At 68.9% G+C, this 15,478-nt stretch carries 14 protein-coding genes and 2 tRNA genes; 2 read left to right on the top strand and 14 right to left on the bottom strand.

Annotated elements, in window-relative coordinates; all coding sequences use genetic code 11:
* Window positions 1–206 precede the first annotated feature (206 nt).
* On the bottom strand, window positions 207–1,064 hold the full coding sequence (locus ACULK4_RS00080) for a rhomboid family intramembrane serine protease (protein ID WP_445963884.1): 858 nt from the start codon (window positions 1,062–1,064) through the stop codon (window positions 207–209).
* 10 nt (window positions 1,065–1,074) lie between these two features.
* The gene (locus ACULK4_RS00075) at window positions 1,075–1,614 is read right to left on the bottom strand and encodes a peptidylprolyl isomerase (RefSeq protein ID WP_445963883.1); all 540 of its coding nucleotides are present in this window, start codon (window positions 1,612–1,614) and stop codon (window positions 1,075–1,077) included.
* A 121-nt stretch (window positions 1,615–1,735) separates the two neighbouring features.
* On the opposite strand from ACULK4_RS00075, the gene ACULK4_RS00070 reads away from it, so the two are divergent.
* Together ACULK4_RS00070 and ACULK4_RS00065 are read left to right on the top strand one after the other, a co-directional pair.
* Window positions 1,736–2,281 carry a hypothetical protein gene (locus ACULK4_RS00070; RefSeq protein WP_445963882.1) on the top strand — a complete coding sequence of 182 codons (546 nt, stop codon included), beginning with the start codon at window positions 1,736–1,738 and terminating at the stop codon, window positions 2,279–2,281.
* Window positions 2,282–2,825: 544 nt separating this feature from the next.
* Window positions 2,826–3,071, top strand: a complete 246-nt coding sequence (locus ACULK4_RS00065) for a hypothetical protein (RefSeq protein WP_445963881.1) — start codon at window positions 2,826–2,828, stop codon at window positions 3,069–3,071.
* 86 nt (window positions 3,072–3,157) lie between these two features.
* Here ACULK4_RS00065 and ACULK4_RS00060 read toward each other — a convergent pair whose 3' ends face one another.
* From ACULK4_RS00060 to dnaA, 12 genes are all read right to left on the bottom strand, one after another.
* A complete protein-coding gene (locus ACULK4_RS00060; RefSeq protein WP_445963880.1) occupies window positions 3,158–3,601 on the bottom strand; it encodes an NUDIX hydrolase in 444 nt (147 codons plus the stop codon).
* 12 nt (window positions 3,602–3,613) lie between these two features.
* The gene (locus ACULK4_RS00055; protein ID WP_445963879.1) at window positions 3,614–4,417 is read right to left on the bottom strand and encodes a class I SAM-dependent methyltransferase; all 804 of its coding nucleotides are present in this window, start codon (window positions 4,415–4,417) and stop codon (window positions 3,614–3,616) included.
* 163 nt (window positions 4,418–4,580) lie between these two features.
* Window positions 4,581–4,799: a hypothetical protein gene (locus ACULK4_RS00050; RefSeq protein WP_445963878.1), complete on the bottom strand. Its 219-nt coding sequence runs from the start codon at window positions 4,797–4,799 to the stop codon at window positions 4,581–4,583.
* Between the two features lie 228 nt (window positions 4,800–5,027).
* Window positions 5,028–5,100 (bottom strand) — tRNA-Ala (locus ACULK4_RS00045).
* Window positions 5,101–5,140: 40 nt separating this feature from the next.
* Window positions 5,141–5,214 (bottom strand) — tRNA-Ile (locus ACULK4_RS00040).
* A gap of 100 nt (window positions 5,215–5,314) precedes the next feature.
* Window positions 5,315–5,719: a DUF3566 domain-containing protein gene (locus ACULK4_RS00035; protein ID WP_336572385.1), complete on the bottom strand. Its 405-nt coding sequence runs from the start codon at window positions 5,717–5,719 to the stop codon at window positions 5,315–5,317.
* A 5-nt stretch (window positions 5,720–5,724) separates the two neighbouring features.
* Complete coding sequence (gene gyrA, locus ACULK4_RS00030) at window positions 5,725–8,322, bottom strand: DNA gyrase subunit A (RefSeq protein WP_445963877.1); 2,598 nt, start codon at window positions 8,320–8,322, stop codon at window positions 5,725–5,727.
* A 97-nt stretch (window positions 8,323–8,419) separates the two neighbouring features.
* Window positions 8,420–10,414: a DNA topoisomerase (ATP-hydrolyzing) subunit B gene (gene gyrB / locus ACULK4_RS00025; protein ID WP_445963876.1), complete on the bottom strand. Its 1,995-nt coding sequence runs from the start codon at window positions 10,412–10,414 to the stop codon at window positions 8,420–8,422.
* 123 nt (window positions 10,415–10,537) lie between these two features.
* Window positions 10,538–11,017 (bottom strand): DciA family protein, encoded by a 480-nt coding sequence (locus ACULK4_RS00020; protein ID WP_445963875.1) that lies wholly within the window; start codon window positions 11,015–11,017, stop codon window positions 10,538–10,540.
* Complete coding sequence (gene recF, locus ACULK4_RS00015; protein WP_445963874.1) at window positions 11,010–12,248, bottom strand: DNA replication/repair protein RecF; 1,239 nt, start codon at window positions 12,246–12,248, stop codon at window positions 11,010–11,012. Before recF ends, ACULK4_RS00020 begins: the two co-directional genes overlap by 8 nt.
* 65 nt (window positions 12,249–12,313) lie before the next feature.
* Window positions 12,314–13,468 (bottom strand): DNA polymerase III subunit beta, encoded by a 1,155-nt coding sequence (gene dnaN, locus ACULK4_RS00010; RefSeq protein WP_445963873.1) that lies wholly within the window; start codon window positions 13,466–13,468, stop codon window positions 12,314–12,316.
* A 525-nt stretch (window positions 13,469–13,993) separates the two neighbouring features.
* Window positions 13,994–15,478, bottom strand: coding sequence for a chromosomal replication initiator protein DnaA (gene dnaA / locus ACULK4_RS00005; protein ID WP_445963872.1), 1,485 nt, complete (start codon window positions 15,476–15,478; stop codon window positions 13,994–13,996).

Here is a 15,478-nt window from a genome sequence, read left to right as displayed (position 1 = left end):
CGGGGCGGATGCTGCGGCATCCGCCCCGCTTCGTTCATGTCTATGCACAGGGTTATCCACACCTTCCACAGGTTTCTCCACACCATCCACACCCTGTGGACGACGGGAAAGCGCGGAATTCCCGACATCGTGCGGAATCACACCCGTGTAACTCTCCCCAACTGTGCACAACGTTGTGGATAACTCCGCCGCGCTGTGCCTCGAGGTCAGAACAGGGGCAGGTAGAAGAACCGCAACGACAGCACGACGAGCACCGCCACGAGTGCCGCGAGCAGCCCGATCTGCAGGCCCTTCTGGTCGCGCTTGCGCGTCTCGACGTAGATCAGCCCGACGAGCGCGCCGCCGATCAGGCCGCCGAGGTGCGCCTGCCACGAGATGTTGAATCCCGGGACGAACCCGATCACCAGGTTGATGCCCACGAGCACGAGCAGCTGCGTCGCCCTCCCGCCGAGACGACGTTGGATGACCAGGAACGCGCCCATGAGGCCGAAGATCGCGCCCGACGCGCCGACCACTCCCGTGCGGGGATCGGCGAGCCACAGCACCGCCACCGAGCCCGCGAGACCCGAGATCAGGTAGAGCGCAAGGAAGCGCCACCGACCGAGCAGCCCCTCCAGCAACTGCCCGAAGATCCACAGCGTGTACATGTTCAGCGCGACATGGAAGAGCAGCTGCGTCGAGTGCACGAACAGCGCGGTCATCATGCGCCACGGCTCGAAGTTGAACGGCAGCGAGTACACGCCGGCATAGAGCAGGCGGTCGGTCAGCGCGAGTCCCGGAATGAGCTGCAGCACGAACACCGCGAGCGTCACCCCGATGATCGAGTACGTCACGACTGGTGCGCCGCGTTCGGCAGCGGCGCGGGCACGGGTCAGCACTGCGGGTTTCGTGCGGGGGGCGGTCGCGCGCTGCTCCCGCATGCACTCCGGGCAGATCACGCCGACCGGTGCCGGCGTCTGGCATTCCCCGCAGATGGTGCGGCCGCACCGCTGGCAGAGCACGAAGCTCTGCCGATCCGGATGCCGGTAGCAGAAGCTCTCGCGCCCGGGCGCGGGTTCGCTCACCGCCGGCGTCTCAGCGGCGCTCGACCGTGATCTTCTCGATCACGACGTCGTCGAGCGGACGGTCGCGGCCGTCGGTCGGGATTGCGGCGAGCTTGTCGACGACGGCCTGGCTCGCGGCGTCCGTCACCTTGCCGAAGATCGTGTGCTTGCCCTGCAGCCACGTCGTCGGGCCGACGGTGATGAAGAACTGCGACCCGTTCGTGCCGCGGCCGCCCTGGATGCCGGCGTTCGCCATCGCCAGCATGTACGGCTCGGTGAAGTCGAGTTCGGGGTTGATCTCGTCGTCGAACCGGTAGCCCGGCCCGCCGACGCCCTGGCCGAGCGGGTCGCCGCCCTGGATCATGAAGCCGGGGATGATGCGGTGGAAGACGACTCCGTCGTACAGCGGGTCGGTGGACTTCTGGCCGGTGGCGGGGTGGGTCCATTCGATCTCGCCCGTCGCGAGTCCGATGAAGTTCTCGACGGTCTTCGGCGCGTGGTGCCCGTAGAGGTCGACCTTGATGTCGCCGTGGTTGGTGGTCATCGTCGCGACTGCGGTGGGATTCGGCATAGCGACGATTCTCTCACGTGGGGATTCGGGGCACGGTATGCAACCCCCCGCACTCCCACCCCACATCCAGCCGGTTCGGTGGCAGGATGGAGGAGTTCGCTGCACAACGATGGAGGTCGAGATGAGCCTGTCACGCAAGCGCCGGAAGGAACTCAAGCGGCTGCGCAGCAGTGCAGAGGAACTGTGGGGGGGCCAGCAGGAAGTCCTCGATCGGGCTGCGAAGGTAGCCCGCGAGGCGAGTCACCAGCTCGGCCTGCTGACGCAGGAAGAGGTCACCCCGCGCGTGCGCACGGGATATGAGAGCTACGTCCGTCCGGGCCTGCTGCAAGCGCGTTCGGTCGCCCGCGGAGCGGGTGAGACCGCGGAGCGCGCATTCGGCTCCGCACTGGGCTCGCTGATGTCGATCGGCGACATCGCCAACGACACGCGGGTCCGGCGTGCGCTCGAACGCGTGTCGCCCCGTGCGGCGGCGGTCGTGAAGCAGAAGCAGGGTCCCGGCGTGGGCACCTACCTCGCGATCGGGGCGGGCATCGTCGCGGCCGCGGGGGTGGCCTACGCGGTCTGGCAGACGTTCCGCGCCGACGACGAGCTCTGGGTCGCCGACGACGAGCCGGCGGCGTCCTCGACGTCGTCCGGTTCGAACGCGAGCCCGTCGCCGGTGATCTGACGCACCACGGTTTCTCGACGGCCCCTGCCCGATGATTCGGACGGGGGCCGTCGCCATGCCGCCCGGAGCTCAGGGCCGGCACTGATCTTCGACCGATTCCGAATTCCCTCTTGCGGTAGCCGAAAGGATGCCGCTAGTGTCATTTCTCGGCCAGCCACGATGGCACAGGAGAGGAGGCGAGACCACGATGATGATCCGGCACATTCACACCCCGATCCGCACAGAGGTCGCCTTCCTCGGCGCCCCCTTCGCGGCCTGCTGACGTCGCGCATCCAGCGCTGATCGCAGGAATCCCGCCCGCCTGACGACGCTCGCCCGCTCGCTTCCGAGCCGGCCCCCGTCCCACCGGCATCCGCTCGCCTGACCGCGTCGACGACGCACCCGAGCCGCCGGCCTCTCCTCCCATGACGCGGTGCGCGCGGCATCGGCGCCCTCGACGGGCGACCGTCGGCTGCGCGCGGCGACATGGGTCCCGCTCGTCTCCTCCCGGCGCGCGCGCCCGCGCGTGCCATCCGTTCGCACCACATCCGACGAAGGAACCATCGTGAACACGACACTCACCGCCACCCGTTCGACCGCTCAACAGGCGGAGGCCGTGCGCGCCGGCGCCGGCCGCCTCCAGGAGCGCCTCGCCCGCCGCGCCGGACTCGCGCTGCTCGCGTGGAGCCGTGCCGCCGAGGCGCGACGCCTGCGCGAGGACCCGCGCCGCCGAGCCGAGCTGCAGCGCGAGGCCGACCGCCTCCGCGACTCGAACTTCACCGCACTGGCACTGCTGGCCCGGACGCTCTGATCGTCATGGCCGCCGTGCTGGACCCGATCGCCACGGCCCCGTCCGCTCGCCGGACGGGGCCGTCGCCGTCTGCGGGACCGGTGCGGTCAGCGCCTGGGCAGCACGCCCGTCGCGGGCGGCTCCGCGTTCATGCGGAGCGCGATGTCGAGCAGGCTCACGCGCGTGAGGTCGTGGATCGCGTCGAGCGGGAACCAGCGCGCCTCGTCGCTCGAGCCGCCGACCTCGTTGCGGAGTTCGCCGCCGGAGACGCGGGCGCGGTAGACGATGCGCATGGCGTAGAGCGGTGCCTTGCCGTGGTGCCGCTTCGACGCCGGGACCACCATGGTGTCGATTCCGAGGAGCCGCTCGATCTCGGCGTCGTACCCGGTCTCCTCGCGGATCTCGCGGACCGCCGCGTCGAAGGGGTGCTCGGCGCCCTCGATGCCTCCGCCGGGAAGCGTCCAGGCGGACCGGCCGTGCTCGTTCCAGTGGGACAGCAGGATCGCGCCGTCTCGGATGATGACCCCGTACGCGGCGATGCGGATGTCCATCCCGCCACTGTATTACCCCGGCGCGAGCCCCAGCAGCACCGTCTGGCCGTCGGAGCCGTTCCGGCGCGACGGCCGCCAACCGCAGGCCGCCGCATGCTCCGCCGCAGCGCTCCACTGCGTCCGATGCAGCTCGATGAGCGCCCTCCCGTCCGGACGCAGCCACCCGACGAGGTCGGTCACGAGCGCTCGGACGTGGTCGAGGCCGTCGGCACCGGCGAAGAGGGTGCTGGGCGGCTCGTGCTCGAGCGCCTCCCGCGGGACGAAGCGTCGTTCGCCGTCGGGCACGTACGGGGGCACGGATGCCACGAGGGACACGCGCCCGCGGAGCGCGACGGGAAGCCGGGTGAGCCCAGCTCCCACGTGCACGTTCGCATCGGCCGGCAGGTTCCGGCGCGCGAACCGGAGCGGAACGGGATCGACGTCCGCGACGTGGATCTCGGCGTCGGGCTCCGCGACGGCGACCGAGGCGGCGATCGGGGCGACCCCGCAGAAGGGTTCGAGCACGACCGGATCGGCCTGGGCCCGGGCGATCCGGGCCGCGGCGCGCGCCAGCATGAGCGAACGCTGTCGTGGGACGAACACGCCCGGTCCGACCGTGAGCCGGAGGCGACCGAACCGGACCCAGCCCACGAGTGGCTCGAGCGGCTCGCCGGCGATGCGGCGCTTCAGCAGCGAGTCGAGCTCGGCGTCATCCGTCGCCGCCTCGAGCAGGACGGCGGCCTCGTCCGCGGCGAAGACGCTGCCGGCCGCGCGGAGGCGGGCGGCGATGTCGGCGATCTCCGAATCGATTCCGGGCGACTGCGGGGCGGAAGCCATGGCCATGACCGTATCAACCGGCGCCGATCGCCGGAACGCGCAGCCATCCACGCGGGACACGGTGCATGCCGATGGGAATCGACGACGACGTCGGAAGACGAGTCAGCGGCTCGGAAACGAGGGTTCCGAGCCGCCGACGACGGTCTGAGAAGCGTCGAACCGCTCAGTCGCCGCAGATGCCGCGGGCGGTCTCGTTCTTGAGCTGGCCGCCGACCGCCTTGACGACCTCACCGACCCCCGTGAATCCGAGGGCGCCTTCGGTGTTGATGGTCTTGTGCACCTGGCCGAAGCAGGCAGCGTCGGCGGGCGCAGCGTGGGCGGCGCCGGCGAAGCCGAACGTGGCGAGACCGGCGATGAATCCGGTGGCGAGGATGCGCTTCATTGGACTTCTCCTTCTATCGGCGGGTGGGTGTTCACCCTTCACCAATTGCTTCTGCTCCGAGCACGCGTACGGATGCACTGCCGACAGATTTTTTTCCGAGGCGAAGGCCGGATTCCCGCCCGGCCGCATCTCAGGCCATGCGCGGGCGGGAGGGCGGCGAGACCAGGCGCGGACAGCGCGTCGGCGCCGGCTCGATCACGATGCCGTTCACCTGGGGGTCACGAGATGTGGAGCCTAGGAGATTCGAACTCCTGACATCCTGCTTGCAAAGCAGGCGCTCTACCAACTGAGCTAAGGCCCCGGGGCGGATGCCGCGGCATCCGGTTGTGGAGTTATCGGAGTGGGGATACGAGGACTTGAACCTCGGACCTCTTCGTTATCAGCGAAGCGCTCTAACCGCCTGAGCTATATCCCCGAATTTCGGCCGAAGGAAAGACTACCCGACGCTGCGAGAATCTCCGAATCGGGCCGGGTCCCGGCCGGCGGCCCTCCGGCCCGCCTCCTCGACCACCTGGTCAGCTGTTCGTGAAGCCGACCAGGATGCCGCCGGTGATCTTCACGCTGAGGTTGTACAGGACTGCGATGACGGCACCGAGCGCGGTCGTCACGACCAGGTTCAGCAGCGAGACGATGACCGCGAAGCCCATGACGTTGCCGAGCGAGAAGAAGGTGCGCAGGTCGGTTCCGGCGCCCGCGACGTCCTGCACGAGGCTGTTGACCTGTTCGAAGATGCCGGTCGAGCTGAGCACCGTGAACACGAGGAACGACGCCACGATGTTCACGACCGCGAGGCACACGGCCACGAGGAAGGACAGCTTCACTGCCGACCAGAAGTCGATGTACACCAGCCGCAGGCGCACCTGCTTGCCCGGGGGCTTGCGGTTGGTCTTCTTGGCCAGCTTGTCTGCGACGCTGCTCATGACGGTCACTCCTCTCCCGCGGTCTCGGCCGCATCGGTCTCGACGGCCTCGACCGCGAGATTCCGCTCGGAATTCTTCGCGATGGCGATGATGCGATCGTCGGCGACGAACTTCGCGAAGACCACGCCCATCGTGTCCCTGCCCTTGGCCGGGACCTCGGCGACGTCAGAGCGTACCACCTTGCCGCTGGCAAGAACCACGAGGACCTCGTCGCCGCGCGAGACGATGAGGGCACCCGCGAGCGTGCCGCGGTCCTCGTTGAGCTTGGCCACCTTGATGCCCAGGCCGCCGCGCTGCTGCTTGCGGTACTCCTCGATGCGCGTGCGCTTCGCGTAGCCGCCCTCGGTGACCACGAACACGTAGGTGTCCGCCGGGCTCGCCTTCTGGCCGGTCTCGTCCGCGGGCGCGGCGACGGCCTCGGCCGCCTCCGCCTCGGTCGATCCGGGTACGACGGATGCCGCCAGCAGTTCGTCGCCGGCGCGGAAGCTCATGCCCTTGACGCCCGACGTCGCGCGGCCCATCGGGCGGAGCGCGTCATCCGTCGCCTCGAACCGCAGGGACATGCCCTTCCTCGACACGAGGAGGATCTCGTCGTGCTCGTCGACCAACATCGCCGACACGAGCTCGTCGCCCTCGCGGAGGTTGATCGCGATGACGCCGCGCGAGCGGTTCGTGTCGTAGGCGGTGAGCTCGGTCTTCTTGACGAGGCCGTCGCGGGTGGCGAGGACGAGGTACCTGGCGACCTCGTAGTCGCGGATGTCGAGGATCTCGGCGACCTGCTCGTCGGGCTGCAGCTCGAGCAGGTTGGCGAGGTGCTGGCCCTTCGCGTCGCGGCCGCCCTCCTGGATCTCGTACGCCTTCGCGCGATACACGCGCCCCTGGTTCGTGAAGAACAGCAGCCAGTGATGGGTCGTCGTGACGAAGAAGTGGTCGACGACGTCGTCCGCCCGGAGCTGGGCGCCCTTGACGCCCTTGCCGCCGCGGTGCTGGGAGCGGTAGTTGTCGCTGCGCGTCCGCTTCACGTAGCCGCCGCGGGTCACCGTGACGACCATCTCCTCCTCGGGGATCAGGTCCTCCATCGACATGTCGCCGTCGAAGCCGTGCAGGATGTGGGTGCGGCGCTCGTCGCCGAACTTGTCGACGATCTCGGCGAGTTCCTCCGAGACGATGCCGCGCTGGCGCGACTCGTCGGCGAGGATCGCCCGGTACTCGGCGATCTCGCGCTCGAGCTCGGCGAGGCGGTCGATGATCTTCTGCCGCTCGAGGGCCGCGAGACGGCGCAGCTGCATCGTGAGGATCGCATCGGCCTGGAGCTGGTCGACGCCGAGGAGCTCCATGAGCCCGTTGCGTGCCTGCTCGACGTCGGGCGAGCGGCGGATGAGCGCGATGACCTCGTCGAGCATGTCGAGGGCCTTCACGTAGCCGCGCTGGATGTGCGCGTCGGCCTCCGCCTTGTTCAGGCGGAACCGCGTGCGCCGGACGATGACCTCGATCTGGTGGTCGACCCAGTGCGCGATGAAGCCGTCGATGGGCAGGGTGCGCGGCACGCCGTCGACGATGGCGAGCATGTTCGCGCCGAAGTTGTCCTGCAGCTGCGTGTGCTTGTACAGGTTGTTCAGCACGACCTTCGCGACCGCGTCGCGCTTCAGCACGATCACGAGGCGCTGGCCCGTGCGGCCCGACGACTCGTCGCGGATGTCGGCGATGCCGCCGAGCTTGCCGTCCTTGACGAGGTCGGCGATCTTGATCGCGAGGTTGTCGGGGTTGACCTGGTAGGGCAGCTCGGTGACGACGAGGCAGGTCCGGCCCTGGATCTCCTCCACGTTGACGACCGCACGCATGGTGATCGACCCGCGACCGGTGCGGTACGCGTCGAGGACGCCCTTGGTGCCGAGGATCTGCGCGCCGGTCGGGAAGTCCGGCCCCTTGATGCGCTGGATCAGCGCCTCCTGGAGCTCCTCGCGCGTGGCATCCGGGTGCTCGAGGTACCACTGCGCGCCCGCCGCGACCTCGCGGAGGTTGTGTGGTGGGATGTTGGTGGCCATGCCGACCGCGATGCCCACCGAGCCGTTGACGAGGAGGTTCGGGAAGCGGGCCGGCAGGATGGTCGGCTCCTGCGTTCGGCCGTCGTAGTTGTCGCCGAAGTCGACGGTGTCTTCATCGATGTCGCGCACCATCTCGAGCGCGAGGGGGGCCATCTTCGTCTCGGTGTACCGGGGCGCGGCGGCGCCGTCGTTGCCGGGAGAGCCGAAGTTGCCCTGGCCGAGCGCGAGGGGGTATCGCATCGACCACGGCTGCACCAGGCGCACCAGCGCGTCGTAGATGGCGGTATCGCCGTGCGGGTGGAACTGGCCCATGACGTCGCCGACGACGCGCGAGCACTTCGAGAACGCCCGGTCGGGCCGGTAGCCGCCGTCGTACATCGCGTAGATCACGCGGCGGTGCACGGGCTTCAGGCCGTCGCGGACGTCGGGCAGGGCGCGCCCGACGATGACGCTCATCGCGTAGTCGAGGTACGACCGCTGCATCTCGAGCTGCAGGTCGACCTGGTCGATGCGGCCGTGGATGCCGTGGCCCTCGCCGGTCCCGATCTCGTCTGTCATTCTCGTGGATCTCGTTTCTGCCTGTGTGGGTCTCGATACGCCGGCCGGAACTGCCGGCTACTCGACCGTGATCGAGCCGCCGCCGCGACTCGTGCGATCAGATGTCAAGGAAGCGCACGTCCTTCGCGTTCTTCTGGATGAAGCTGCGGCGCGACTCCACGTCGTCGCCCATCAGCGTCGAGAAGATCTCGTCGGCCGCGGCGGCGTCGTCCATGGTCACCTGCAGGAGCGTGCGGCTCTCGGGGTTCATGGTCGTGTCCCACAGTTCCTGGTGGTTCATCTCGCCGAGGCCCTTGTAGCGCTGCACCGCGTTGTCCTTCGGGATGCGCTTGCCCTGCGCGAGGCCGTCGGTCAGGAGCGCGTCGCGCTCGCGGTCGGAGAACACGTACTCGTGGTCGGCGTTCGACCACTTGATGCGGTACAGCGGCGGCTGGGCCAGGTACACGTAGCCGAGCTCGATGAGCGGGCGCATGTAGCGGAACAGCAGCGTGAGCAGCAGCGTCGTGATGTGCTGGCCGTCGACGTCGGCGTCGGCCATGAGCACGATCTTGTGGTACCGGACCTTCTCGGGATCGAAGTCCTCGCCGAGGCCGGCCCCGAATGCCGTGATCATCGCCTGCACCTCGGCGTTGGCGAGCGCCCGGTCGAGGCGCGCGCGCTCGACGTTCAGGATCTTGCCGCGGATGGGGAGGATCGCCTGCGTCTCGGGATTCCGCCCCTGCACGGCCGAACCGCCGGCCGAGTCGCCTTCGACGATGAAGATCTCGGAGATCGACGGGTCCTTCGACTGGCAGTCCTTGAGCTTGCCGGGCATGCCACCGGATTCGAGCAGTCCCTTGCGTCGGGTGGCCTCGCGCGCCTTGCGGGCCGCGAGACGGGCAGTGGCCGCCTGCAGCGCCTTGCGGATGACTTCCTTGGCCTGGTTCGGGTTCCGGTCGAACCAGTCGCCGAGCTGCTCGCTCGTGACGCGCTGCACGTAGGACTTCGCCTCGGTGTTGCCGAGCTTCGTCTTGGTCTGACCCTCGAACTGCGGCTCGGAGAGCTTCACCGAGATGACGGCCGTCAGGCCCTCGCGCACGTCTTCGCCGGAGAAGTTCGCGTCCTTCTCCTTCAGCAGGCCCTTCTCACGGGCGTACCGGTTGACGAGCGTGGTCAGCGCTGCGCGGAACCCCTCCTCGTGCGTGCCGCCCTCGTGGGTGTTGATCGTGTTCGCGTAGGTGTGCACCGACTCGGTGTAGGCCGTGGTCCACTGCATCGCGACCTCGAGCGCGATGTGCCGGTCGGTGTCCTCCGCCTCGAACGAGATGATCTCGTCGTTCACGAGGTCGGTCTTCTTGGAGCGGTTGAGGTACTCGACGTAGTCGACGAGGCCGCGCTCGTAGAGGAAGCTGTCGTGGCGGTGGCCCTGATCGTCCTCCTCGCCGTCGGAGATCTGCGAGATCTCGCGGAGGTCGGTCAGGTTGATGCGCAGCCCCTTGTTGAGGAACGCGTACTGCTGGAAGCGCGCGCGAAGGGTCTCGTAGTCGAACTCGACCGTCTCGAAGATCTCCTCGCTGGGCCAGAAGGTGATCGAGGTGCCCGTGGCATCCGTCGCCTCGCCCTGCTCGAGCGGCGCATCGGGGACGCCGACCGTATACGACTGCCGGTAGACGTGACCCTGGCGCTTGACCTCGACCTCGAGGCGCGAGGAGAGCGCGTTGACGACCGACGAGCCGACGCCGTGCAGGCCGCCGGAGACCGCGTACCCGCCGCCGCCGAACTTGCCGCCTGCATGCAGCACCGTGAGGACGACCTCGACCGTCGAGCGGCCCTCGGCCTTGTGGATGTCGACCGGGATGCCGCGGCCGTTGTCGACCACGCGCACGGCGCCGTCGGCGAGGATCGTCACGTCGATCGTGTCGCAGTGGCCGGCGAGCGCCTCGTCGACCGAGTTGTCGACGATCTCGTACACGAGGTGGTGCAGGCCGCGCGGGCCCGTCGAGCCGATGTACATTCCCGGCCGCTTGCGGACCGCTTCGAGGCCCTCGAGAACCTGGATCGCGTCGGCGCCGTATTCCGGCGTCTGCTGGGCCTTCGTCGGTTCCGCTGTCATGGGTGAATCGGGCTCCAAACCGTCGTACTGGCGACCCTTGATCCTATCAACAACGGGGACGATCCAAGGCGCTCCGCGCCGATCTGCGGGCCCGAGAGAGCACGAGTGACCGATTTTGCCCTGTCAGCCGTAGGTGTCGCGCGGACCGCGCCCTGGAACCGATCTGGGACCCCTTTTCCAGGTGGGGGCATCCGGGCCTTGGAAGCGGATGGTCTCGACGCCGGCGTGCGGGTGGCGATCGGCGATCGCCCGGAGCAGCTCGGACCGCATCATCCGGAGCTGCGTCGCCCACGCGGTCGACTCGCAGCGCACCTGCAGCACGCCGCCCTCGATGCCGATCGGCTCGGAGTGCTGGGCGATCTCGTCGCCGGCGATTTCGGGCCAGGTGGCGAGCAGTTCGTGCTGCGAGAGCGGGCCGGTCCACCCCAGCTGGGCGGTGAGCGCGTCGATCGTCGCACCGAGCGGCTTCGGGTCGCGGCCGGGACTGAACGGCTCGCTGCCCGTGGCCTCGCGCGTGCGGGTCCGCGCCCGGCCGGGGCGGATCCGGGGCTCGCCGCCGAATATCTCGCGGAAGTGCTGATAGGTGCGGGCGGCTTCAGACACCGGATGCCTCCGTCTCGCGCGCGCCGGCACCGCGCGTCCCGCCGCCGTCGCCCGGCGGATCGAGCACCCGGCCGCCGTCGATGTGCACGACGCGGCCGGCGAGCTGCTCGGGCACGTCTTCGAGGACCGCCGCGGTGATGAGCACCTGCTCGTACTCGCCGATCGCCGCGGCCAGGCGCTCGCGCCGACGTCGATCGAGCTCGGCGAACACGTCGTCGAGCACCAGGACCGGGTCGCCGGTCGTCGAGTCGCGGCGCAGCAGCTCGGCCGACGCGAGCCGCAACGACAGCGCGAACGACCACGATTCGCCGTGGCTCGCGTACCCCTTGGCCGGCAGGCCGTTGAGCAGCAGGAGCACGTCGTCGCGGTGCGGTCCGGCGAGGGTGACGCCGCGCTCGAGCTCCTTGCGTCGCAGCGCGGTGAGGGCTGCGGCGAAGCGCTCGGCCGTCACGGCACGACCGGCCGGCGCGGCGGGCTCCTCGCCGTCGGCGTCGCTCGCGGCATCGGTCGGGGTCTCGTCGTCGGGATCGGCGCCGTCGATCGAGAGCACGGGACGCAGCTCCGGTCGGTGGTCGGCGTCGACGATCGACCGGTAGGCCGACGCGAGCGGGTCGCGGAGCTCGTCGATGAGTTCGAGGCGGCGGTCGATGAGCTCGGCGCCGAGCTGGACGAGCCGTTCGTCCCAGATGTCGAGGGTCGTGAGCTGCGCCGCGCCGAGCCCGCGTGCCCGTGCGCTCTTCAAGAGGGAGTTCCGCTGCTTGAGGACGCGATCGTAGTCGGCCATGACGCCGCCGAGCCGCGGCGACCGCTGGACCAGCAGTTCGTCGAGCAGGCGACGACGAACGGAGGGCTCGCCCCGCACGATCGCGAGGTCTTCGGGTGCGAACAGCACGCTGTGCGCGTAGCGCGGCAGGTCGCGTGGCTTCGCGGCCGCGCGGTTCACCTGCGCCCGGTTCGCACCCTGGCGGTTGAGCTGGAGTTCGAGGAGCACTTCGCGGCCGCCGTGCGCGAGCACCGCCCGGATCACCGCGGCGTCGGCACCGGAGCGGATCAGCGCCTGATCGCTCGAGACCCGGTGCGAGCCGAGCGTGGCGAGGTACCCGATCGACTCGACGAGGTTCGTCTTGCCCTGGCCGTTGCGCCCGACGATGACCGTCGCGCCCCGCTCGAAGGCGAGCTCGGCCGTGCGGTAGTTGCGGTAGTCGGTGAGCGAGAGCCTGGCGACGTGCACGGTGCGGCTCCCTTCCTGCGAACCCCCACGCTACCCGCCGCCGCCGACAGCGGTGGCGCGCCCGTTCAGCGCAGCAGGAGGTTCGGCTGCAGCAGGTAACGGTAGCTGTCGGAACCGGCCTGCTCGCGCGAGGTCTGGCTCGTGATGAGCACCGGACCCGGCTTGTTGGGATTCTCGGTCTTCGTGAACGAGATGCGCACGAACTCGCTCGGAACGGCCTGGAGGCCGTCGAGCAGGAACTGCGGCTTGAGCGAGACGACGGTGTCGTCGCCCGTGAGGATCGCGTCGACCGACTCGGACGCCTGCGCCTGCTCGCTGCCGATCGCCTCGAGCGTCAGGCCGTCGGCGGTGAACGTGAACCGGAGCGCCGCCTCGCGCTCGAGCACGAGCGACACGCGCCGGGTCGCCTCGATGAGCTCGGCCGTGTTCATGACCGCGTAGTTGTCGACGGTCTCGGGGAAGAGCCGGCGCACGGGCGGGAAGTTGCCCTTGATGAGCAGGCTCGTGACCGTCTTCCGATCGGCGGAGAACGCGATGAGCTCGCGGTCGTCGCGGCTGGTGATCGCGATGGCGATGTTGCCGGAGTGGCCGAACGTCTTGCCGACCTCCTGCAGCGTGCGCGCGGGCACGAGCGCGGCGAGCGACTCCACGCCCTCACCGGCGACGCCCCCGCCGTCCCACTCGATCTCGCGGATCGCGACGCGGTAGCGGTCGGTCGCGACGAGGCTCACGTTGTTCTCGCGCACCTCGAGCTGCACGCCCGTGATGACGGGGGTCACGTCGTCGCGCGACGCTGCGACCGCGACCTGGGCGACGGCCGAGGCGAACTCCTCGGCCGGAACGACGCCCGTCTGCTCGCCGATCTCCGGGATGGAGGGGTACTCCTCGACCGGCATCGAGAGGAGGGTGAAGCTCGCCGAACCGCACGTGACCGAGATGCGCGACTCCTCGGTCGAGACCTTCACCGGTGCGTTCGGCAGTCGGCCCGCGATCTCGGCGAGCAGCCGGCCGGACACGAGCACGGTGCCGGGCTCCTCGACGTCGGCCTGGATCTCGGTGCGCGACGACACCTCGTAGTCGAACGAGGAGAGGACGAGGCCGTCGTCGTTCGCCTGGATCAGCACCCCCGAGAGGATCGGCAGGGTCGTGCGCTGCGGCAGCAGCTTGACGGCGAAGGACACGGCCTCACTGAAGACGTCGCGATTGACCTGGAACTTCACGGTTCTCCCGTCGTGGAGGTGCTGGGTGGGTCCCATGCTATCCGCACGGTCACCCGGGTCGTCGGGCTTTTCGGGCTCCACCCGGGTCCGAGCGCAGCGCCGTCGTCCAGGTTGTCGAGCTCCCCGGATTAACCATCTATCTCTTAACGGTGTTAACCGGTGTGGAAACTGTGGATGGCGTGCGGTGATCCCTGCAACGGCGGGCGAACCGGGCCCTCGGGGTTGTGCACGGGGTGTGGAGACACGTGCGGATGCGGCATCCCGACATCGACGGGCGTACGGAGTTGTGCACAGGCCGGTCGCCGATCTCAACAGGCCTGGCGCGGTTGCTCGTTAACAATCCACAGATTCTCCACACCTGTGCGGAATCGGCTCGGGCGGTCGCAGGTACGCCGAACGGGACCCCTGCCGAACCGCTGGTCGGGTAGCGCCGAGCGCGTATCGAGAGTCTCGTTCCGCCCGGGTCTCGAGACGCGGCTCCACCGCTGCTCGACTCCCGAGGTCGTCCTCGGCGCTCGACGGCGATCAGCGGTAGCGGGACCGCTGCTTGATGCGCGCGGTGAGCTCCGTGACCTGGTTGTAGATCGAGCGGCGCTCCTTCATGAGCTCGGAGATCTTCTTGTTCGCGTACATGACGGTCGTGTGGTCGCGGTTCCCGAACAGCTGGCCGATCTTCGGCAGGCTGAGGCTCGTCAGCTCGCGGCACAGGTACATCGCGATCTGGCGCGCGGTCGCGACCGCCTGCGACCGGCTCGACCCGTACAGGTCGTCGACGGTGAGCTTGAAGTAGTCGGCCGTCACCGTGATGATGTCGACCGGCGCGACGACGTTGTCCGTGTCATCCGTGATCAGGTCCTTCAGCACGGTCTGCACGAGCGGCATGTCGACCGGCGTCCGGTTCAGGCTCGCGAACGCCGTCACCCGGATCAGGGTGCCCTCGAGCTCGCGGATGTTGCTCGAGACCTTCGAGGCCATGTACTCGAGGATGTCGTCGGGCACCTGGAGGCGCTCGTTCTGCGCCTTCTTGCGGAGGATCGCGATCCGCGTCTCGAGGTCGGGCGCCTGGACGTCGGTGATGAGGCCCCACTCGAAGCGGCTGCGCATGCGGTCCTCGAAGCCGGTGAGGTGCTTCGGCGGCACGTCGCTCGTGATCACGACCTGCTTGTTGTGATCGTGCAGCGTGTTGAAGGTGTGGAAGAACGCCTCCTGCGTCTCCGCCTTGCCCTGCAGGAACTGGATGTCGTCGATGAGCAGGATGTCGATGTTTCGGTAGCGCTGCTGGAACAGCGATCCGCGGTTGTTCGCGATCGAGTTGATGAAGTCGTTCGTGAACTCCTCGGAGGAGACGTATCGAACGCGGATGCCCGGGTAGAGGCTCATCGCGTAGTGGCCGATCGCGTGGAGCAGGTGCGTCTTGCCGAGGCCCGAGTCGCCGTAGATGAACAACGGGTTGTACGCCTTCGCCGGAGCTTCGGCCACGGCCACCGCGGCGGCGTGCGCGAAGCGGTTCGACTGCCCGATCACGAAGCTGTCGAACGAGTACTTCGGGTTCAGTCGCGCGTCGCGCGGTCGGTCGGGGTTGGCGGTCTCGAACACCGACTGATGCGAGGCCGGCATCTCCACCGGGTCGAGTGCGCCGTCGACGGCCGCGATGCCGGGGCCGCCCACTCCCACGCCCACTCCGTCGCCGAAGCCGGTCGCCGCGCCGAGCCCGGTCTGCGCCTCCGCCTGGCGCGTGTCCTCGAGCTCGGGGTTGACGACCACGTAGAAGGAGGTCACGGGCGACGGCGCGTCGATCGCGCTCATCGCGGAGAGGAGGGAGACCCGCATGCGCTGGTTGAGCATGCTCGCCGTGAAGTCGTTCGGGACCTCGAGGTAGAACGTCCCCGCCGCGATGCCCTTCGGCTCGACCAGGTTCAGGAACCCCTGGAGCATCGGCGTGATCGCCTCATCTTCCGACAACCGTTCGAGGACCGTGGCCCACGTGTCGGAAATGGGCTGTTCTGTCAT

This window comes from Agromyces selenitireducens, assembly GCF_052748465.2.
The sequence above is the reverse complement of the archived record's forward strand: the minus strand, read 5'-3'. Positions and strand labels throughout refer to the sequence as shown.

Coding starts and splice junctions, on each gene's coding strand:
- ACULK4_RS00075 (WP_445963883.1), bottom strand. CDS start 1,614: ATGCCGAATCCCACCGCAGTCGCGACGATGACCACCAACCACGGCGAC.
- ACULK4_RS00070 (WP_445963882.1), top strand. CDS start 1,736: ATGAGCCTGTCACGCAAGCGCCGGAAGGAACTCAAGCGGCTGCGCAGC.
- ACULK4_RS00060 (WP_445963880.1), bottom strand. CDS start 3,601: ATGGACATCCGCATCGCCGCGTACGGGGTCATCATCCGAGACGGCGCG.
- ACULK4_RS00055 (WP_445963879.1), bottom strand. CDS start 4,417: ATGGCTTCCGCCCCGCAGTCGCCCGGAATCGATTCGGAGATCGCCGAC.
- ACULK4_RS00050 (WP_445963878.1), bottom strand. CDS start 4,799: ATGAAGCGCATCCTCGCCACCGGATTCATCGCCGGTCTCGCCACGTTC.
- ACULK4_RS00035 (WP_336572385.1), bottom strand. CDS start 5,719: ATGAGCAGCGTCGCAGACAAGCTGGCCAAGAAGACCAACCGCAAGCCC.
- gyrA (WP_445963877.1), bottom strand. CDS start 8,322: ATGACAGACGAGATCGGGACCGGCGAGGGCCACGGCATCCACGGCCGC.
- gyrB (WP_445963876.1), bottom strand. CDS start 10,414: ATGACAGCGGAACCGACGAAGGCCCAGCAGACGCCGGAATACGGCGCC.
- dnaA (WP_445963872.1), bottom strand. CDS start 15,478: ATGACAGAACAGCCCATTTCCGACACGTGGGCCACGGTCCTCGAACGG.